The 17521-nt window shown below is 61.1% G+C and carries 19 protein-coding genes and 1 tRNA gene; 11 read left to right on the top strand and 9 right to left on the bottom strand.

Annotated elements, in window-relative coordinates; genetic code table 11:
* Positions 1-60: 60 nt before the first annotated feature.
* From KI787_07875 to KI787_07850, 6 genes are all read right to left on the bottom strand, one after another.
* Entirely contained in the window at positions 61-690 is a 630-nt protein-coding gene (locus tag KI787_07875; GenBank protein ID MBV6629868.1) for a 50S ribosomal protein L25/general stress protein Ctc, read from the bottom strand.
* A gap of 207 nt (positions 691-897) precedes the next feature.
* On the bottom strand, positions 898-1830 hold the full coding sequence (locus KI787_07870; GenBank protein ID MBV6629867.1) for a ribose-phosphate pyrophosphokinase: 933 nt from the start codon (positions 1828-1830) through the stop codon (positions 898-900).
* A 74-nt stretch (positions 1831-1904) separates the two neighbouring features.
* Positions 1905-1979, bottom strand: a tRNA-Gln gene (locus KI787_07865).
* A gap of 39 nt (positions 1980-2018) precedes the next feature.
* Positions 2019-2888, bottom strand: a complete 870-nt coding sequence (gene ispE / locus KI787_07860; protein ID MBV6629866.1) for a 4-(cytidine 5'-diphospho)-2-C-methyl-D-erythritol kinase — start codon at positions 2886-2888, stop codon at positions 2019-2021.
* A complete protein-coding gene (locus tag KI787_07855; GenBank protein MBV6629865.1) occupies positions 2885-3376 on the bottom strand; it encodes a hypothetical protein in 492 nt (163 codons plus the stop codon). The genes ispE and KI787_07855 overlap by 4 nt, the downstream gene beginning before the upstream one ends.
* An 86-nt stretch (positions 3377-3462) precedes the next feature.
* Entirely contained in the window at positions 3463-5184 is a 1722-nt protein-coding gene (locus KI787_07850) for a tetratricopeptide repeat protein (GenBank protein MBV6629864.1), read from the bottom strand.
* A gap of 92 nt (positions 5185-5276) precedes the next feature.
* On the opposite strand from KI787_07850, the gene hemA reads away from it, so the two are divergent.
* From hemA to KI787_07805, 9 genes are all read left to right on the top strand, one after another.
* Positions 5277-6551 (top strand): glutamyl-tRNA reductase, encoded by a 1275-nt coding sequence (gene hemA / locus KI787_07845; protein ID MBV6629863.1) that lies wholly within the window; start codon positions 5277-5279, stop codon positions 6549-6551.
* Positions 6552-6565: 14 nt separating this feature from the next.
* Entirely contained in the window at positions 6566-7648 is a 1083-nt protein-coding gene (gene prfA, locus KI787_07840; GenBank protein ID MBV6629862.1) for a peptide chain release factor 1, read from the top strand.
* Positions 7645-8481 (top strand): peptide chain release factor N(5)-glutamine methyltransferase, encoded by an 837-nt coding sequence (prmC, locus tag KI787_07835; GenBank protein MBV6629861.1) that lies wholly within the window; start codon positions 7645-7647, stop codon positions 8479-8481. The genes prfA and prmC overlap by 4 nt, the downstream gene beginning before the upstream one ends.
* Complete coding sequence (locus tag KI787_07830) at positions 8478-9236, top strand: HesA/MoeB/ThiF family protein (protein MBV6629860.1); 759 nt, start codon at positions 8478-8480, stop codon at positions 9234-9236. Before prmC ends, KI787_07830 begins: the two co-directional genes overlap by 4 nt.
* Positions 9237-9253: 17 nt before the next feature.
* Positions 9254-9613, top strand: coding sequence for a hypothetical protein (locus tag KI787_07825; protein MBV6629859.1), 360 nt, complete (start codon positions 9254-9256; stop codon positions 9611-9613).
* A 14-nt stretch (positions 9614-9627) separates the two neighbouring features.
* Positions 9628-11322 carry a proline--tRNA ligase gene (locus KI787_07820; GenBank protein MBV6629858.1) on the top strand — a complete coding sequence of 565 codons (1695 nt, stop codon included), beginning with the start codon at positions 9628-9630 and terminating at the stop codon, positions 11320-11322.
* A 98-nt stretch (positions 11323-11420) separates the two neighbouring features.
* A complete protein-coding gene (locus tag KI787_07815; protein ID MBV6629857.1) occupies positions 11421-11921 on the top strand; it encodes a lytic transglycosylase domain-containing protein in 501 nt (166 codons plus the stop codon).
* Positions 11922-11923: 2 nt separating this feature from the next.
* Complete coding sequence (gene wrbA / locus KI787_07810) at positions 11924-12532, top strand: NAD(P)H:quinone oxidoreductase (GenBank protein ID MBV6629856.1); 609 nt, start codon at positions 11924-11926, stop codon at positions 12530-12532.
* Entirely contained in the window at positions 12529-12888 is a 360-nt protein-coding gene (locus KI787_07805; GenBank protein ID MBV6629855.1) for a DUF2069 domain-containing protein, read from the top strand. Before wrbA ends, KI787_07805 begins: the two co-directional genes overlap by 4 nt.
* Here the strand turns inward: KI787_07805 and KI787_07800 are convergent.
* From KI787_07800 to KI787_07790, 3 genes are read right to left on the bottom strand one after another with little or no spacing between them, the layout of a single operon-like run.
* The gene (locus KI787_07800) at positions 12808-13524 is read right to left on the bottom strand and encodes a hypothetical protein (protein MBV6629854.1); all 717 of its coding nucleotides are present in this window, start codon (positions 13522-13524) and stop codon (positions 12808-12810) included. The two genes, KI787_07805 and KI787_07800, sit on opposite strands and share 81 nt — an antisense overlap.
* A gap of 7 nt (positions 13525-13531) precedes the next feature.
* Complete coding sequence (locus KI787_07795; protein ID MBV6629853.1) at positions 13532-14602, bottom strand: AI-2E family transporter; 1071 nt, start codon at positions 14600-14602, stop codon at positions 13532-13534.
* Positions 14599-15738: a DUF2066 domain-containing protein gene (locus KI787_07790; protein MBV6629852.1), complete on the bottom strand. Its 1140-nt coding sequence runs from the start codon at positions 15736-15738 to the stop codon at positions 14599-14601. Before KI787_07790 ends, KI787_07795 begins: the two co-directional genes overlap by 4 nt.
* Positions 15739-15822: 84 nt before the next feature.
* Here KI787_07790 and purM point away from each other — a divergent pair, with 84 nt between their 5' ends.
* Both purM and KI787_07780 read left to right on the top strand, forming a co-directional pair.
* The gene (purM, locus tag KI787_07785) at positions 15823-16857 is read left to right on the top strand and encodes a phosphoribosylformylglycinamidine cyclo-ligase (protein MBV6629851.1); all 1035 of its coding nucleotides are present in this window, start codon (positions 15823-15825) and stop codon (positions 16855-16857) included.
* Positions 16854-17501, top strand: coding sequence for a phosphoribosylglycinamide formyltransferase (locus tag KI787_07780; GenBank protein ID MBV6629850.1), 648 nt, complete (start codon positions 16854-16856; stop codon positions 17499-17501). Before purM ends, KI787_07780 begins: the two co-directional genes overlap by 4 nt.
* Positions 17502-17521 lie beyond the last annotated feature (20 nt).

The raw sequence follows: 17521 nt of genomic DNA, 5'->3' as shown, positions 1-17521 counted from the left end.
AGGGCCGATGGACTATCGCCCACCGGCCCCGCATGTGCTGCAATGAGAACTGATCTTTGATCAGTCTTCGTCGCCGCCCTCTTCTTCTTCAGCGTCTTCGGCATCCGGCTCAACCTGTGCACGCGTTTTGTGAGCTACACAAATGGTTTGATCGTCACCATGCATCAGGGCGACCAGCTTCACACCCTCGGGCAGTGCCAGCTCAGTCATGTGAATAGACGCATCCAATTCCAAATTGGCGCAATCCACTTCAATGTACTCCGGCAGCTTGCTAGGCAGGCAGGTCACTTCCACTTCAGTTACCAAGTGCTCGATCACGCCGCCAGCTTTCTTGGCCGGGCTACCGCCTTCGTTGATGAAGTGCACAGGCACCTGCATTTTGATGGCTTCGCCAGCAACAACACGCTGCAGGTCCAGGTGGAGCACCAAAGGCTTAGCTGGGTGGCGTTGTACGTCTTTGAGAACGGCTTTTTCTTCGCCATCCGGCAGTTTCACGGTGAGCACATGTGAGTAGAAAGACTCGTGCTCCAGATGCTTGTCGAGCTCGAAGCGGTTGACCTGCAGGTTCACCGGTTCCGCATGACCGCCGTAGAGAATAGCCGGCACCAGGTTTTCACGGCGCAGGCGGCGGCTCGCACCCTTACCCTGCGCGGTGCGCGGCTGCGCATTAATGATGAAATCTTCTTGCATGAGATATGTCCTACTACCTCGGAGGAAGGTCTTCCAGCCGGGGTATAGCTATGGAGAAATATTGTGGGCCTTAGCCGCGACCAGCTTAAGCGCCACATCTAAACCGACCAGCTCAGCTTGGTCAGCCCGCCATTTTAGCGGCTTGTTCACGGCGCCAGCAAGTGAAGGCCTACGTAGCCCTGCTGCAGGAGCGTGTGGCCTAGGGCCTCAGTCCATGTACAGCGAACTCACCGACTCTTCTGCAGACACCCGGCGAATGGTTTCGGCTAACAGGGTAGCAATGGGCAAGGTCCGCACTTTTCCGGTGGCGATAATGGGCTCGGAGAGCGGGATGGTGTCGGTAACAACCAAAGAGTCCAGCGCAGAGCTCACGAGGTTCTGCGGAGCCTTGCCCGACAAAACGGCGTGAGTCACGTAAGCATGCACAGCCAACGCGCCGCGATCTTTCAGGGCCTTGGCGGCTTGCGCCAGGGTGCCTGCCGTGTCGACTAAGTCGTCAACGATAATGCAGGTTTTCCCCTCGACACTACCGATGATATGCATCACTTCGGCCTCATTGGCGCGCGGCCGGCGCTTGTCGATGATGGCCAGGTCGGCATCCAAGCGCTTCGCCACGGCTCGCGCCCGCACCACACCGCCAACATCGGGCGATACCACAATTTGGCTGGCGTATTTCTGCTTCCAGATATCGGATAGCAACACCGGAGACGCATAGACATTGTCGACAGGAACAGAAAAGAAGCCTTGAATCTGCTCCGCGTGTAAGTCCACGGTGAGCACCCGGCTAGCGCCGGCTTCAGAAATCATGTCGGCAACCAACTTGGCCGTAATCGGCACACGCGCACTGCGCGGCCGGCGATCTTGCCGGGCGTAGCCAAAGTACGGAATGACAGCCGTGATACGACCCGCTGACGCACGCCGTAAGGCGTCGATCATGGTCAGCAGCTCCATGATGTTGTCGTTGGTGGGTGCGCAGGTTGGCTGCACCACAAACACGTCTTTTCCGCGGACGTTTTCCTCGATTTCGACGGCAACTTCACCGTCCGAGAATCGACCCACGGTCGCCTTGCCCAAGCGCGAACGCATGGCTTCAGCAATCTGCAAAGCGAGCGGCTTGTTGGCATTGCCGCTAAACAACATTAACGAAGAATCTTGCACGATGGCCCCCGAGAGGTCACGGAGCCAGAGCAGAGACCCCGCGCTAGACATGGAGATGGCTGGGGCGGCAGGATTCGAACCTGCGCATGGCGGGATCAAAACCCGCTGCCTTACCACTTGGCTACGCCCCAGTATTTGGTCTCTGGCTTGTCAAAGCTAAAGGCTTGCCCTCACAGTTGATCCCAGGCCTGATGCAACGCCGAAACATTGCTCAGATTGGTAACGACTGCTTGAATGCCTGCCGCCTTAACGAAGCCCGCAATTGTACGCGCTTCTTCACGGTTTTGCATAGTGCAAAAAAACGCGCTGCCAGTTCCGCTCATTGTGAAATTGTTATGACAGTCATGCAAGCGTTGTTCCAGCGAGGCTAGCTGCGGATACAAGGCCAGGGCCCCCGGAAGGCAATCATTGCGCGCCTGCGCCACGGCCTGCGGCCAATCAGAGCACTCGAAACGCGCCGTATTCCGCCTCACTTCAGGGCGTGCGAACACCTTAGCCGTTGAGCAATGCACGGCGGGCAACGCTACACACACTGCGGATTCCGGTAGTTCCACAGGCTGCATATGCTCGCCTCTCCCCTCGGCAATGCAAGCTCGACCGCGAACAAACACAGGCACGTCGGCGCCCAGCTCCAGACCGAGTTGCTCCAATCGGCTCAAGGGCCAATGCAAGCCCCAAAGGCGATTGAGCACACACAACACCGTGGCAGCATCGGAGCTTCCCCCGCCTAGCCCACTACCGGGAGGAATGCGCTTGAACAGTCGAATATGCACCCCACGCCGCACTCCTGCCGCGCGCTGAAGCAGCGTAGCAGCACGCCAGGCCAAATTATCTGGCACCGCGACCCCGCTCAGATCACCGGCCAAGCTGATGGCAGGCTCAGGCTGGGCTTCGATCTCAAGCTCATCGCCCCAGTCCAGGAACTGAAACACGGTTTGCAGGCGGTGGTAACCATCGGCACCGCGCCCCAGCACATGCAGACATCGGTTCACCTTGGCCGGAGCCGCAAAGCGTTGCCCGGCCGCTAACTGCGCACTCATGGGGCCAGCGCGGGCAGCGGCGACCAACGCATCCGGCTCAAGCTCAGCTCTTGCTCCGCACTGTACAAGCGCAGCTCCGTTGGCACCCAGGCTTGCTCTACCTGCTCCCGAGCTCCGACCTCTACCGTCCAGCCCTGGGCTGACCATTCATCCACCAGCGCCCCTTGAAATTGGGCGCGAGGAGTCCCCAACAACCACGCTTGCAAGGTTTCCACGGGCAACTCTACCCCCGTCATTTGCGCTAAATCTGCGGCCGGATCCAAACTCAGCCAACGCTGTTCGCCGTGTCGGATTTCTACCCGCTCGGGGCTACCGCTCAGCTCCGTGGCGCCCAAGCCGAATGGTCCGGAGAGCACACAGCGAAACACCCCCCCGCGCTGCTCCCAAAGCATGTTCAAACGGGCGTTACGCTGCCCCCGCGCCAATAGTGTGGCGCGCAAATCCCAGTTCTCCCACTGCGGCGGGCGCTGTTCTAGCGCAGGGCGCATAGAACCCGGCCAGATCGCACAGCTAGCAAGCGCCGCACACCACCAGCCCAGCCATAGGTGTCGCCAAACCCCAGCCTTGCCTGGCATTAGGGGGACTGCAACATCTGCTGCCAAACACGGTTCAGTGGCTCGCTTTGTGGGTGTTGACGCAAGGCTTCACGCAGAAACTCCCGCGCCGCACTGAGGTCACCCTGCCGCCACATCACTTCGCCTAAGTGCGCCGCCACCTCTGGGTCAGGGTAATCCGCGTAAGCACTCGCTAGCAGCTCGCGCGCACGGTCCAGCTCTCCCAAACGGAACAACACCCAGCCCAAGCTGTCGCGAATAGCAGGGTCATCGGGACGCATACGCAAGGCCCGCTCGATGAGCTTGCGTGCTCGCGGCAGGTCCCGATTAGAGTCCGCCAACATGTAGCCCAAGGCATTCAGCGCCTGCACATTGTCACTCTCCTCGGCGAGGATCGACTCTAAGTCAGCGGTTGCGGCCTCAATTTGGCCTGCATCGGCGCGAACAAGGGCGCGGGTGTACAGCAGGCTTAAGGAACCGGTTTGCGCAATGCCGGCATCCAGCACCAGCAAAGCTTCACCCGCATCCCCCAGAGCCTGCAAAAGCTCCGCCTCGGCCTGAAAACTTCGTGCGGCCTCCGCCGGTTGCGCGGCGCGCAGCGCCGCAAGGCGCGCTCGCGCTTGTAATAACTGACCTTGACGCGCCAGAGCTTGCGCCAAACCCAGTTCAGCATCGACGGCCCGACTACCACCACTGACGCGCGCAAACCAATCGGCGGCGGCGTCCCAGTCTTCGGCCCTCGCGGCCAAACGCCCGAGCTGCCAAGCGGCTTCATCCGAGCGCGTACCCTGCTCCCATAGCCGCTCAAAATAGTCTCCCGCCTGGGCATCGTCCCCAGCCTGGGCCGCGAGTAGCCCTAACGCCAACAGCGAGGCCGGATCGTCAGCCCAACGCTGCTGTAATAACTCAAAATGCGCCTGCGCCAGATCCCAGGCTTCGGCATCCAGTAAAATTTGCCCCAAGCCAAGCAGCGCCGCGCGATCATCGCTGCGCTGCTGCTGTAAACGGGAAAGCACGGCCCGCGCCGCGTCAAGCTCAGCCTGAGCCAGATGCACGCGCAGCATCAGTTCATCGCATTGCTCTGCGGGCCAGCCGCGCTGACGCGCACGCCCCAAGGCATCGAGCGCAATATCCGGACGCTCAAACTGCACTGCCAACACCCCCAGCCCATAGGCCAGAGCCGCGCTAGGCCGTTGTGCTTCCAGCGCCCCCATGAGGCCCAGAGCCGCCTGCGCATCCGGGCTAGCCGCAGCCACAACTGCGGTTAACTGACGCTCGGCCTCTGCTGTCTGCAAGCCATGATCCGAGTCCAACCAGGCCGCCAAATCCTCGACCTGGGCCCGTCCCAAACCCAGCAACGCACGCAGCTCGAGATTGGCCGCCAGATGATTCTCGGGAACCAGGTCGCGCCAGACCTTGCTGGCTTTAAGCGCCAACTCAGGGTCTTCTGCGGCAAAGGCCATGCGCGCAGCCCGTTCAGCCAAGGCGCCATCCTTGCGCAGCTGCGCTGCTTCCAGCAATGCCTTTGCGGCCACTCCAAGTTGACCACGCCCGGCTGCCACCTCGCCCGCCAAAACCAGAGCGGTAGCCCGCGTCCCCGGCCCCATGTCCGCGGCAGAACCGAGCTGAGCATCTGCTGTCGCCGGCGCCCAAGGCTTGTTGGGACCGAGCTGTGCACAGCCCGCCAACCCCAGCGATAGGGCTGCGCTGAATAGGTAAAACTCAATCTTCATGCTGCGCATGGTAGTGCATGGCCCGGACTAACAGGCCCGAATAGCTTGAGTCTGTGCGAGAACAGCACGAGAATAAAGATGTTTAGGTTAACCAAGACTCCGTGCCGCTCCTCGCTACCGGGCTGAATCATCGCTCCGCTCACATAGACTTGCGCGAACAGGCTGCGTTCCAACAGGACACGCTGCCCGCTGCGCTGGATGATCTATTGAGCCAGCCCGATGTGCAGGAGGGGCTGATTGTCTCGACCTGTAACCGCACCGAAATTTACACCTTCGGCGGAGCCCCCGAACAGATACATGACTGGGTGGCGCGCCAACGCGGCTTGCCGCTGGCGGACTTGCGCGAGCATAGCTACGTCAAGCTAGACACCGACGCAGCCGAACACGCCCTGCGCGTGGCTTGCGGGCTGGACTCTCTGGTGTTGGGAGAACCGCAGATCCTGGGGCAAATGAAGCAGGCCTGGCAGCACGCCCGGCGCGGTGGCGCCCTAGGCCCGGTATTGGAACGCTTGTTTCAGCATGCCTTCGGTACAGCCAAGGTTGTCCGCCACGCCACGGCGCTAGGTGCTGGACAGGTCTCGGTGGCGGCCTGCGCCGCGCGCATTGCTAGCGAGATCTTCGGCAGCTTGCGTGGCCGCGACGTACTCATTATCGGCGCCGGTGAAACTGCGGAGCTCATGGCCCGCTATTTGGCCGACAACGGGCGGCCACGCATCACCATTGCCAACCGTAGCCAGCCACGCGCCCAGGCGCTGGCTCAGGAATTCAACGGCGCCAGCTGCGGGCTGGATGCGCTACCGCAATTTGTCGGTGTGGCCGACGTTATTGTGGGTTGCGCCGCCCTGGAACACCCCATCTTGGACGCCGAGCGGCTGCGCGCCGCGATTGGACGGCGTAAACGCAAGCCAGTGCTCATGCTCGACCTGGGCGTTCCGCGAAACTTTGCCGATGATGTGGCCAACAGTGAAGATGTGTTCCTCTACGGCGTAGACGACCTGCAAAGCCGGGTCGACCTGGGCGCTGCCGGCCGTGCTGCGGCCGCCGAAGAAGCAAGCCGAATTGTGACCGCACGCAGTGAAGAGTTCAGCAGCTGGCTGCAAAGTCGGGAGCTAGACCTCGGCCTCACGACCCTGGAGCAGCGCTGGCAAGAGGAACTCAACACCCTGCGCGAGCGCGCATTCACGAGGCTGCAAGCTGGCGACGATCCCCAAGCCGTACTGGAGCGGATGCAGCATGCAGCCATTCGGCGTTTACTGCATGCTCCACGCCGACATGTGCGTGAATTACCGCAAGAACTGCGCGGCCGCGCAGTGAATCAGCTGCAAAGCCTGTTTGACTTGCCTCCCATCGACCCCTCCGACGACCAGGACATCTAAGCACCTTGGCTTCACTGAGCCCCTCTATTACCGCCCGGCTAAATGACCTGCTGGCCCGCCACGAAGACCTTGGCGCCGAACTCAGCGACCCGGAAGTCATTTCCGACCAAGCGCGGTTCCGCAAGTATTCGCAGGAATATGCGCAATTGGAGCCGGTCGTATCGAATTGGCAACAATTGCAATCGGTGCAGAAGGAGCAAGCCGAGCTCACCAGCTGGTCGCAGGGCGACGATGCTGAGCTGCGCGATATGGCCCGCGCCGAGCTACCTGCGCTGCAAGAGCAAGAACAAGCTCTGGTCGAAGAACTCCGCGTCCAGCTCCTGCCCAAAGATGCGCGAGACGACGCCAACATCTACCTCGAGGTACGCGCTGGCACCGGCGGGGATGAAGCCGCGATTTTCGCTGGCGACCTCTTCAGCATGTATGAACGTTACGTCACCGAGCTGGGCTGGCAACTGGAGGTGTTGTCCGCCAATCAGGGCGAGCATGGCGGATTCAAAGAAGTGATTGCCCGAGTCGTTGGCCACGGGGCTTACTCGCGGCTGAAATTTGAAGCCGGCACACACCGCGTGCAGCGCGTTCCAGATACCGAGTCTCAGGGGCGCATCCACACCTCGGCATGTACGGTCGCCATTTTGGCCGAGGCAGACGATGTAGAAGATGTGGACATTGCCAGCAGCGATTTGCGCATCGACACCTACCGCGCCTCCGGTGCCGGCGGCCAGCACGTGAATAAGACCGACTCCGCCGTGCGCATTACCCACCTCCCTACCGGCACAGTGGTGGAGTGTCAGGAAGAGCGTTCCCAGCATAAAAACCGCGCGCGGGCCATGTCCTTGCTCAAAACCAAACTGCTGGACGAGCAGCGCCAGGCCCAAAGCGCATCGCAGGCGGCCGACCGCAAAGCCATGGTCGGCAGTGGTGACCGCTCGGAGCGAATTCGCACCTACAACTACCCACAGGGCCGAGTGACCGACCATCGCATCAACCTCACCTTGTATAGGCTGGACGCGGTGCTCGCTGGTGAGCTCAACTTGCTGATCGACCCACTCACCCAAGAAAGCCAGGCTTTGGCCCTGGCGGCCTTAGGCGATTGACAGCCCCTGCGCCCACGGTGCGTGCGTATCTACGCGCACTGGCTGAGGAGCTGGGCGAGCTGAGCGCGGCCCCGGAGCAGGAAGTACAGCGCTGGCTCTGCCAGGAATACGGCTGGAGCCGCGCCCAACTCTTCGCGCGCTTAAACCAAGCTCCTCCTCGAGCGCTATCGGCCAGCGCTTGGAGTCGTCGATTGGCCGGCGAGCCAGAGGCTTATATTTTCGGGCACCAAGGCTTCTATGGGCTTGAGCTTGAAGTGACGCCAGCTGTGCTGATCCCACGCCCCGATACCGAAGTACTGGTCGACATGGCTCTGGCGCAAGCCGCACAGCTCCCTGCAGACGCAACCGTGGTTGACCTAGGCACGGGATCTGGGGCCATCGCTTTGGCACTCGCGCAGGCGCAGCCGCAATGGCAGATCATTGCTGTGGAGCGCAGCCCCGAGGCCCTGGCAGTCGCCCAGCGCAATGGTCAAAGACTGGGGCTAGAGGTCGATTGGCGCCTGGGCGACTGGCTGCATCCGCTGGGCGGGCAGTCCGTGCATATGGTGCTTAGCAACCCTCCCTACGTGGCTCCAGGCGACCCCCACCTGCGCGCCTTAGAGCATGAGCCCATCAGCGCCCTGGTAGCCGCCGAGGACGGCCTGGCCGACATCCAGCAGATCATTACGCAGGCCGCTTCGCATCTGATGCCTCAGGGGCCGCTGCTCATCGAGCATGGCAGCGAACAAGGCGCGGCGGTCCGTGAGCAACTTGCCACCGCGGGCTACCAAAACATTCGCACCCAAGCCGACATGGCGGGCTTGGAGCGCGTCAGTGTGGGAGTCCACCCATGAATCGTTATGGGCGGCAACTTGTACTCCCGGAACTCGGAGAGGCCGGACAAACGGCTTTAAGCGATGCCAGTGTCACCCTGGTGGGCTGTGGCGGCCTGGGCAATCTCGCGGCGGCCTACTTGGCAGGCGCCGGCGTCGGCCGAATCAACCTTGTCGACCATGACCACCTTAGCCTGGATAACCTGCACCGGCAGGTGCTCTACACCGAAGACGATGTCGCCCTGCCCAAGGCCGAGCAACTGGCGCGGCGCCTGGCTCAGCTCAATTCAGAAGTCGATGTGGTGGCGCATACCCAACGCGCGGAGGCCTCATTGCTCAAAGAGCTACTCGCTCAGTCAGACCTAGTGTTGGATTGCTGCGACAACTACCCCACGCGGTATTTGATTAACCAACAATGCGTTCAACACAGAGTGAGTCTGGTTAGCGCAGCGGCGATTCGCTTGGACGGTTTGGTGCTGGCTTTGGAGCCTGGTCGCCAAGGACGCGCCTGTTATGCCTGCGTCTTCCCCGAAGCCGAGCAAGCGCGCGCGGAAAGCTGCAGTGACAGCGGCGTATTGGGGCCTAGCGTTGGGGTGGTTGCCAGCTGGCAGGCGGCTTTGGCATTGCAAATCTTGACGGGGCGAGGCCAAGCGGACATTCTGTGGCGTTGGTCTGCCGCTTCCGGCCGACTGACTTCAGCGCAAGTCAGCAAAGATCCGGAATGCGTCAGCTGTGGCTCCGCTGGCCTGGGGACAGCGGCACTTCCTCGATCTTGAGTTCACCCTGACTGCTGATGACTTCGTCTTTTGTTTTCTCTCGCAGCCTCGTGCAGGACATCCTGGCTGGCGCGCAGGACTGCCCGAACGACACTCGCTGCGGACTCATCTGCGGCTCAAACTTCGAGGCGGCTAGGGTGCTTTGGGTGGAATTGTCTGCTCTGGATACGACCCTCGCTCAACATCCGGATGCTTTGGCCACATTGGTCACGCACCCAGACACCCCACCGGAGCCCAGCGTGGCGGAGCGCGAGCTACCTCGCCCGCAAAGCCAACTCCTGCTCATCGCGTCGCTCAACACCCGAGGCGTGTTGGAGATGCGCGCCTTCGATAACCATCAAGCGGATGCCCAGGGCATTCCCATCACCCTGTTTTGACGGATTGACTCACTGTGCGTCTAAGTCGCTTCCCAATCACAACCAGTAAGGACATCCCGGCGGATGCCGAGATTCCTAGCCATCAGTGGATGCTGCGCAGCGGCATGATCCGCCGTATTGCCGCCGGCGTGTACACCTGGAGTCCGTTGGGCCTCAAGGTGCTGCGCCATGTAGAGCGCATCGTGCGCGAGGAAATGGAGGCTGCGGGCGCACTGGAAGTGCTGATGCCCATGGTTCAACCGGCCGAGCTCTGGCAAGAGTCGGGGCGCTGGGACAAGATGGGCCCTGAGCTATTGCGCCTTCAGGATCGTCATCATCGCGATTTTTGCCTGGGCCCTACCCACGAAGAAGTGGTCACAGACTTCATGCGCCGGGAGCTGAAAAGCTACCGCCAGCTTCCTTTGAATTTGTTTCAAATTCAAACCAAATTCCGCGACGAAACCCGCCCGCGCTTCGGGGTGATGCGCTCCCGCGAGTTCTTGATGAAGGACGCTTACAGCTTTCATCGCGACCCCGACTGCTTACGCGACACCTACGCCACCATGCGCACGGCGTATACCCATATCCTGCGGCGGATTGGTGTGGATTTCCGCGTGGTCGCGGCTGACTCCGGCAACATCGGTGGCTCGGCCTCGGAGGAGTTTCACGTTCTCGCCGATACCGGCGAAGATCTCTTGGCGATTTCAGACTCTGGGGACTTCGCCGCCAATGTGGAAGCGGCACCCTGCACCCACCCGCTCCCGGCACGACCAGCACCAGGCGTCGCGATGGAGCCGGTGAGCACACCAGAGCAGCGGACTCTGGAAGATGTCAGCAGCTTTTTGAAAGTCCCCCTCGCGCGCTGCCTCAAAGCCTTGGTGCTACGTACCGACAACGACGAGGCCGTGCTCGTAGTTTTACGCGGCGACCACCAACTCAACCTCATCAAGGTCAGCCGCCACCTCGGCGTGAATTGCGGTTTGGCGACCGAGGCCCGCGTGCAAAAAGAATGCGGCACCGTCCCAGGTTTTGTAGGCCCCGTGGGGATCGACACCATGCGTATCCTGGTGGACCGGGACGCCAGCGTGATGGCCGACTTTGTGTGCGGTGCCAACTCCGAGGGTCAGCATCTGCAGCATGTCAATTGGGAGCGTGACCTGCCCCTGGGCGAAGTGGCCGACCTGCGCAACATCGAAGCCGGAGAGTTGGCTCCAGACGGCGGCCGCATCGAACTCAAGCGCGGTATTGAGGTGGGGCACATCTTCGAGCTAGGCCAGAAGTACTCGCAATCCATGCATTTGTCCGTGCCTGACGAACAGGGCCAGCCTCTGGTGCCATTTATGGGCTGTTATGGCGTGGGCGTGAGTCGCATTGTGGGCGCGGTCATCGAGCAATGTCATGACGAGTTCGGTATTCGTTGGCCCCAATCCATCGCCCCGTTCCAGGTTTTGATCGTGGCCTTGAACCCCAAGAAAGACCCCGAAGTGGAACAGGCCATCGAGGATCTTTACCAAGGTTTAATCGCTGCCGGTGTGGACGTCGCCTTGGATGATCGCGATCTGCGCCCCGGCCACCGTTTTGCCGACGCGGATCTCATCGGCATTCCCCATCGCATTGTCGCCGGGGCACGGGGTTTTTCCACCCAAACCTTAGAGTACAAGCGGCGCGGCGCTGATAGCGCGGAAGATATCGTATGGTCGGTGGCATCGGTACAGGAAAAGCTGTACTGAGCACCGGCCTCGCCGAGCCTGGTACCCGCTGGCGCGCCGTCCTCCCTTTGCTCGTGGCGACATTGAGCTGCCTGAGCGTTCCCGCCCAAGCCGCGGTGATGGAGGTCGACCCTGATCTGCTCCACGCCCTAGAGACTCAGCTAGAGCAAAGCTCCAGCTTCGCCGACTCGGCTGAAGCCCAGGTGTGGCTCTTGGATATGAGCATCCGCCTGCAGCCTTATCTCGTAGATCCTCAGCAAAGGCTGGCTTTGCTGCGTGATGTTCATGCTGCCGCTTTAGCCCATGACCTACCGCCGGAGATGGTGCTTGCCGTGATTGAAGTGGAATCTGCTTTCGATGCCAAAGCTATCTCATCGGCGGGAGCCTTAGGCCTCATGCAGGTCATGCCGTTTTGGACGCGAGAGCTAGGGCGCCCTGACGACAACCTGCTCAACGCCAGCACCAACATCCGTTACGGCTGTACCATTTTGGCCCATTACCTGCACCGCGAGTCCGGTGATTGGCGACGGGCCCTCAACCGCTACAACGGGCGTCTGCGCAACAACCCATACGCCGACAAAGTTCTGCACCGACTTCGCCAGCACTGGTTCCAACAATAACAATGACCTCAACCGCCCCTTACATCCTGGTTCTGTACTACTCACGCCACGGCAGCACCGAAGCCTTAGCCCAGCACATTGCCCGTGGCGTTCGCGAGGGCGGCTTGGAAGCAAGGCTGCGCACAGTCCCCGCCGTGCGCCCTGGAGGTGGGGGGACGGAGGACGCGAATGCAGACAATGGCGCTGTGTACCTGGAGCCTGAGGACCTGCGTGATTGCGCAGGCTTGGCCATCGGCAGCCCAACCCGTTTTGGCAATATGGCGGCGCCGCTGAAATATGCCCTAGACGGCACAGCAGATATTTGGGCCAGCGGCGGCCTTGTAGGCAAGCCGGCGGCGGTATTCACCTCCACGGGCAGCGCCCATGGCGGCCAGGAAAGTACCTTGCTCAGCATGATGCTTCCCCTACTTCACCATGGCTGCTTATTGGTGGGCCTGCCCTATACGGAGGACGGCTTGCATCAAACCCAAAGTGGCGGCAGTCCCTATGGCGCCACCCACCTCGCTGGCGGCTCAAACGGTGCCGAACTAGATAGTGTTGAGCGTGACTTGGCCCGTGCTCTGGGCCGCCGCCTGGCCCACATCGCCCACAGCTTAGGAGACTGCGCATGAGCCTGGCCGGACGTCTTGCTACCGCAGGCTTAATCCTCAGTCTGATAAGCCTCTGGGTGTGGACAGGCTGGCTGCAACGCAGTCCGCTTGGGGTCTTTTTGAGTATTCCGGCGAGCATTCTTCTGCTGGCCTTATTACCAGGACACCTACGTGGTCGGCTGCGTAGTCACCAGCTGGGCAGCATGCTGAGCTGTTTGTATTTGGCGATTGCCGCCGCCGATGTGTTTGCAGCCAACCAATGGACAGCCGCTGGCTGGCTGCTGCTCAGCGCCAGTCTATGGTTCGCTGGCAGTTTGTTGTATTGCCGTGGCGAGCTGAGACGAGGCCAGCAGATCGCCCAGCAAGGGAAGTCCTAGCTGACGCTGCTGCCGTATAGCCTCGTCTACGGCCTTGGCCTGCACTGCGAGCAATACTCCCGGCGAACGCGGCAGGCGGCGCAGCACATAGTCAGTATTCCGTTGTGCCCAATGGACGCCGAGTTCCTGCGCCTGTTGCTGCAGCAGCTCGCTCAATCCGGCGTCATCCAGCGGACGCACACTGAGGCTCACACCCCATTGCAGGCGCGAGCGCAGATCCTCCACCGGCAACGAGAGTTGACTGACCGGCAAACGGCTGCTCAGCAGAATGCGCCAGCGCCCCTGACGGGCATCATCGATAGCGCGCATAAGCGGTAAAGCCTGCTCTTGAGGCAGAGCTTCCAAGCCATCCAGCACCAGCAGTCCGCCGGCGCACTCACTGGCCTGTGGTATGGGCTGTACGGCGGCCGGCACATATCGCCATGGACGATCCTGCTCGGCCCATGCAGCAGCGCAGCCCTGCAGCAAATGCGACTTTCCACAGCCGGCCGGCCCGAGTATGAGGCAGATATCGGCCTGCTCCGAAGCCAGCCAGTCGCGCAATGCGCCAATGACCCCGGGGTTCGCAGTGGATAGAAAATTATCCAGCCGCAGCTTGCGCCCCGACTCCAGCAGCAGACGAGATTGCTCTGGCATTTTTGCCTCAGACCTCGCCGCGATACGCGGCCGAGGCCAACCACATTGCACTGGCGCGGCGGACGCCGACGGCCAATACCGCGGCCGCTGGCAGAGCCAATAGCACGCCCAGGAACCCAAACAGTTGACCACCCGCCATGACGGCGAAAATCACCGCGACCGGATGCAGGCCAATACGATCACCCACCAACCACGGAGTCAGTACCGCACCTTCAAGTACCTGGCCTACGGCGAACACGGCGCCGACTCCTAATAAGGACAATAGCCCTGGGTCTTGTAGAAACATCGCGATGAAAGCCATCACCACGCCCAAGAAGGTACCTAAATAGGGGACAAAACTGAGCAGGCCCGCGCTCAAGCCCACCAACAGCGCCAAATTCAGGCCTAGAGCCCATAAACCCAAGGTGTAAATGGTGCCCAGGGCTGCCATGACCAGGAGTTGCCCCCGGATGAAGGAACCCAGCACCTGGTCGGCATCCAGGAAGAATCGCCGGATCATTGGCTCCTGACGCCGCGGCAGGTAGCGCCCAATCAGGGCTACGAGTACATCCCAGTCACGCAGCAGATAAAAGGTCACCACCGGCACCATGACCAGATTCAGCCCAACCGCCAACAGCTCCGCTCCGGAGCGCGACAGGGGCGCAAGCAGATTCTGGGCACTCCCACTCAGCGCTTGCCAGTTTTGCAGGAGTAAATCGCGCACGCCCTGGCTGTCGAGCTTGGCGCCATCAGGCAACTCCAGCCCCAGGGCCGGAAGCGCTTGGTTCTGCACCCAATCCAACAATATCGGTATGCGCTTCAGAGCCTCCGCGATCTGGTCGAACAGCAGCGGCACCAGCACCAGGGTCAAGCCGAGGCCGAGTAGACCAAAGAGTAAAAAGACCAAGGCCACGCCTGCGGTGCGACTGATATAGCGACCTTCCAGGCGATCAACGATGGGGTCACCCACATAGGCCATTGCCGCGCCAAGCACAAAGGGCATCAAGATCGGCCCCAGCAAATGTAGCAGCCAAAAAATAGCAGCGGCTGCGAGCAACCACCACAGCATAGGCGGCACCCGCCATGGGGCATGACTCATGGACTCACCAGGCGGAAACGCTGCTGCCGCGAGGGGGCGGCTTGCAAGCCATAACTCTGCAAGCTGGCCTGCGTTTGCAGGGGCTGCGCAAGGGCTGGGGGTACGTATTCCCAGCCCCACTGGGTGGCTAAACGGTGCAGTTTTTCAATCTCTCCCTGCCAGCGAATTTGCAGGACCAGCTCCCCAGGCCGCACCGCTTGCACTTCGGGTTGGGCCTCAAGGGCTCGGAGTTCATGCAAGGCCTGAAGGTAATCATCAGCCTGATTCACGCCCTCGAGTCGCAGGGTCCACACCTCGGTAGGAGTGCTCTGACGGAGGAATAACTGATACTCCAGGATCTGCCCGTTCATGCGGCTCCAGGCTTGATCCAGGGCCTGCGCCAAGGGCGCCGCTGCTAAGCCAAATTCGGCCAAAAGCTGATCACCCGCCAGCAGCCACCAGTAGCTGGTGTACTGCGCCTCAACGGGGCCCGCGCCCTCTGCAGGCTGCATGGATGCTGAAGGCGCAGGGGGGGAGGCAGGCTCCAGGGCCACCGCCAAGCTCAAGGGCATGGCGTATTGCGCATTGGCCTCGATCCAGGGTTGCTGAAAACCGGCCTGTAAGTCATTGATGGACACCTGCCGGCGCTCGGCCAAATCCAGCTGCGGAAAGCGCAGCCCATAGCCCCAGCCTTGGCTGACTTCAATCACCTCGGGAACCCGCTCGGCTGCGGCCATGGCATCGAGCCAGTCATTGTTTGCATGGAGCCAGAGCAAAACATCGGGTCGGGCCTGATTCCACACTGGAAGCCCGGCATCGGCCAGGGCCTGACGTAAGGCCGGCACATCGAAGCGCACATCCAAAGCCAGGTTTTCTGCGGTCTGGCCATCAAACACACGGCGATACTGATAACTGGTGAGAACCGCCCCCGGCGCAATCCAGAATTCGCGCAAACCGCGCTCTCCTGCGAGGCGAACCACGGCTTGGTCCAGCGCAGCGCGCAAGGCCGCATCGCGCGCCTCGCGACTGCGATCCGCCACCGCCACCTGCACCAACTCGGCCGGTGAATCAGGCTCTGCGGCCGCTAGCGGCCCATAGGCCCAGGCCACCAGCAGCAGCGCTAGCGCCTGTATGCAACTCCACAGCTTTCGTCTCATCGACTTCCCGTCCCCGACAACAACCAATAAATCAGGGCGCACAGATTACAATAGCTGCTGCCTTGCCATGCTTTGTGGTCCACCATGTCCACCCCATTAAATCTTAGTTACCGTGACGCTGGCGTTGATATTGACGCTGGGAACCAACTCGTCGAAGACATCAAACCACTCATTGCCGCCACCCAGCGGCCGGAAGTGATTGGTGGTTTGGGGGGCTTTGGCGGCCTGTTTGCCCTGCCCTCGGGCTATGAGCAACCCGTATTGGTGTCTGGTACAGATGGTATAGGCACGAAGCTGCGGTTAGGCATCGATAGCGATCGGCTCGACGGCCTGGGTATTGACTTGGTCGCCATGTGCGTCAATGACGTGCTGGTGAGCGGGGCTGAGCCATTGTTCTTCCTGGACTATTTCGCCACGGGCAAGCTGGATCGCGCCGTGGCAGCGCGCATCATTGCTGGTGTGGCTCGTGGCTGCCAACAGGCTGGCTGCGCACTCGTCGGGGGTGAAACCGCGGAAATGCCGGGCCTTTATCACGGGTCGGACTTTGACGCGGCCGGCTTCACGGTCGGCATTGTAGAACGCAGCAAAATCCTCAGCGGCGAATCGATTTCCGCTGGTGATCAGATCCTGGGCTTGGCATCTAGCGGGCCTCACAGCAATGGTTATTCGCTCATCCGGCGCATTCTTGAAGCCTCGAACACCGAGCATAGCCAGCTCATACCTGGCGACGAGCGCCCTCTGATTGAGCAACTCATGGCTCCAACACGGATCTACGTGAAGCCGGTGCTGGAGTTACTGAAGGAGGTTCCGGTAAAAGGCTTATGCCATATCACCGGAGGGGGCCTCAGCGAGAACTTGCCGCGCATCTTACCCGAGGGTCTGGACGCCAGAATCGATTCCTCGGCGTGGCCGCGCCCCGCCGTATTCCAGTGGCTGCAAGACACTGGCGGCGTCGCGGCGGATGAAATGTGGCGCACCTTCAACTGCGGCATTGGCATGACCGTCATCGTACCGGCCGCCAGTGCTGCCGCGGCCAAACAATGCCTTGAAAAGCAAGGCGAAACCGTCTGGACCATCGGGGAAGTGACTGCAGGTAACGGCCACGTCGAAATCTTGTGAAACGGCGTCGACTTACGGTCCTAGTGTCGGGCACTGGGAGGAATCTCGATGCCTTGCTGAAATTCCGCAGTCAAGCCAAGCGCCGCTGGGAGGTGGTGCAGGTCATCAGCAACAAGCCTGGAGTGGCGGCACTCGAGATTGCGCAGCGAGCTGGCATTCCGGCCACCGTCGTTGATCACCGTCAGTACAAGGACCGCATCGACTTTGATGCGGCCCTGGCCCTAGCCATTGAGAGCATCCCCAGTGATGCAGTGATTTTGGCCGGCTTCATGCGCGTACTGGGAGCAGAGTTCGTTCAGCGCTACGCTGGTCGCATGCTGAATATTCACCCCTCCTTGTTGCCTCTGTATCGTGGCCTAAAAACCCATCAACGAGCACTCGAGGATGGGCAGCAATGGCATGGTGCGAGTATTCACTTCGTCACTCCTGAACTTGATGGAGGTCCGGTCATCAAGCAAGGCCGCCTGCGGATATCCCCGACAGACACGCCGGAGAGCTTAGCCCAGCGGGTATTCGCCGAAGTGGAGTGCAAGCTCTACCCAGAAGTAGTGGACTGGTTGGCCAGCGGACGCCTTGAGCTGCGTCATGGCCGCCCCGCCCTGGACGGCGAAGCCTTACACAGCCCCTTGTTGAGTGACTACTAGCACGGGTTTCCTCCACGCGC

The sequence above is a fragment of the Oceanococcus sp. HetDA_MAG_MS8 genome (assembly GCA_019192445.1).
Taxonomy (GTDB): domain Bacteria; phylum Pseudomonadota; class Gammaproteobacteria; order Nevskiales; family Oceanococcaceae; genus MS8.
This window is presented reverse-complemented; position numbering and strand designations above follow the sequence as displayed.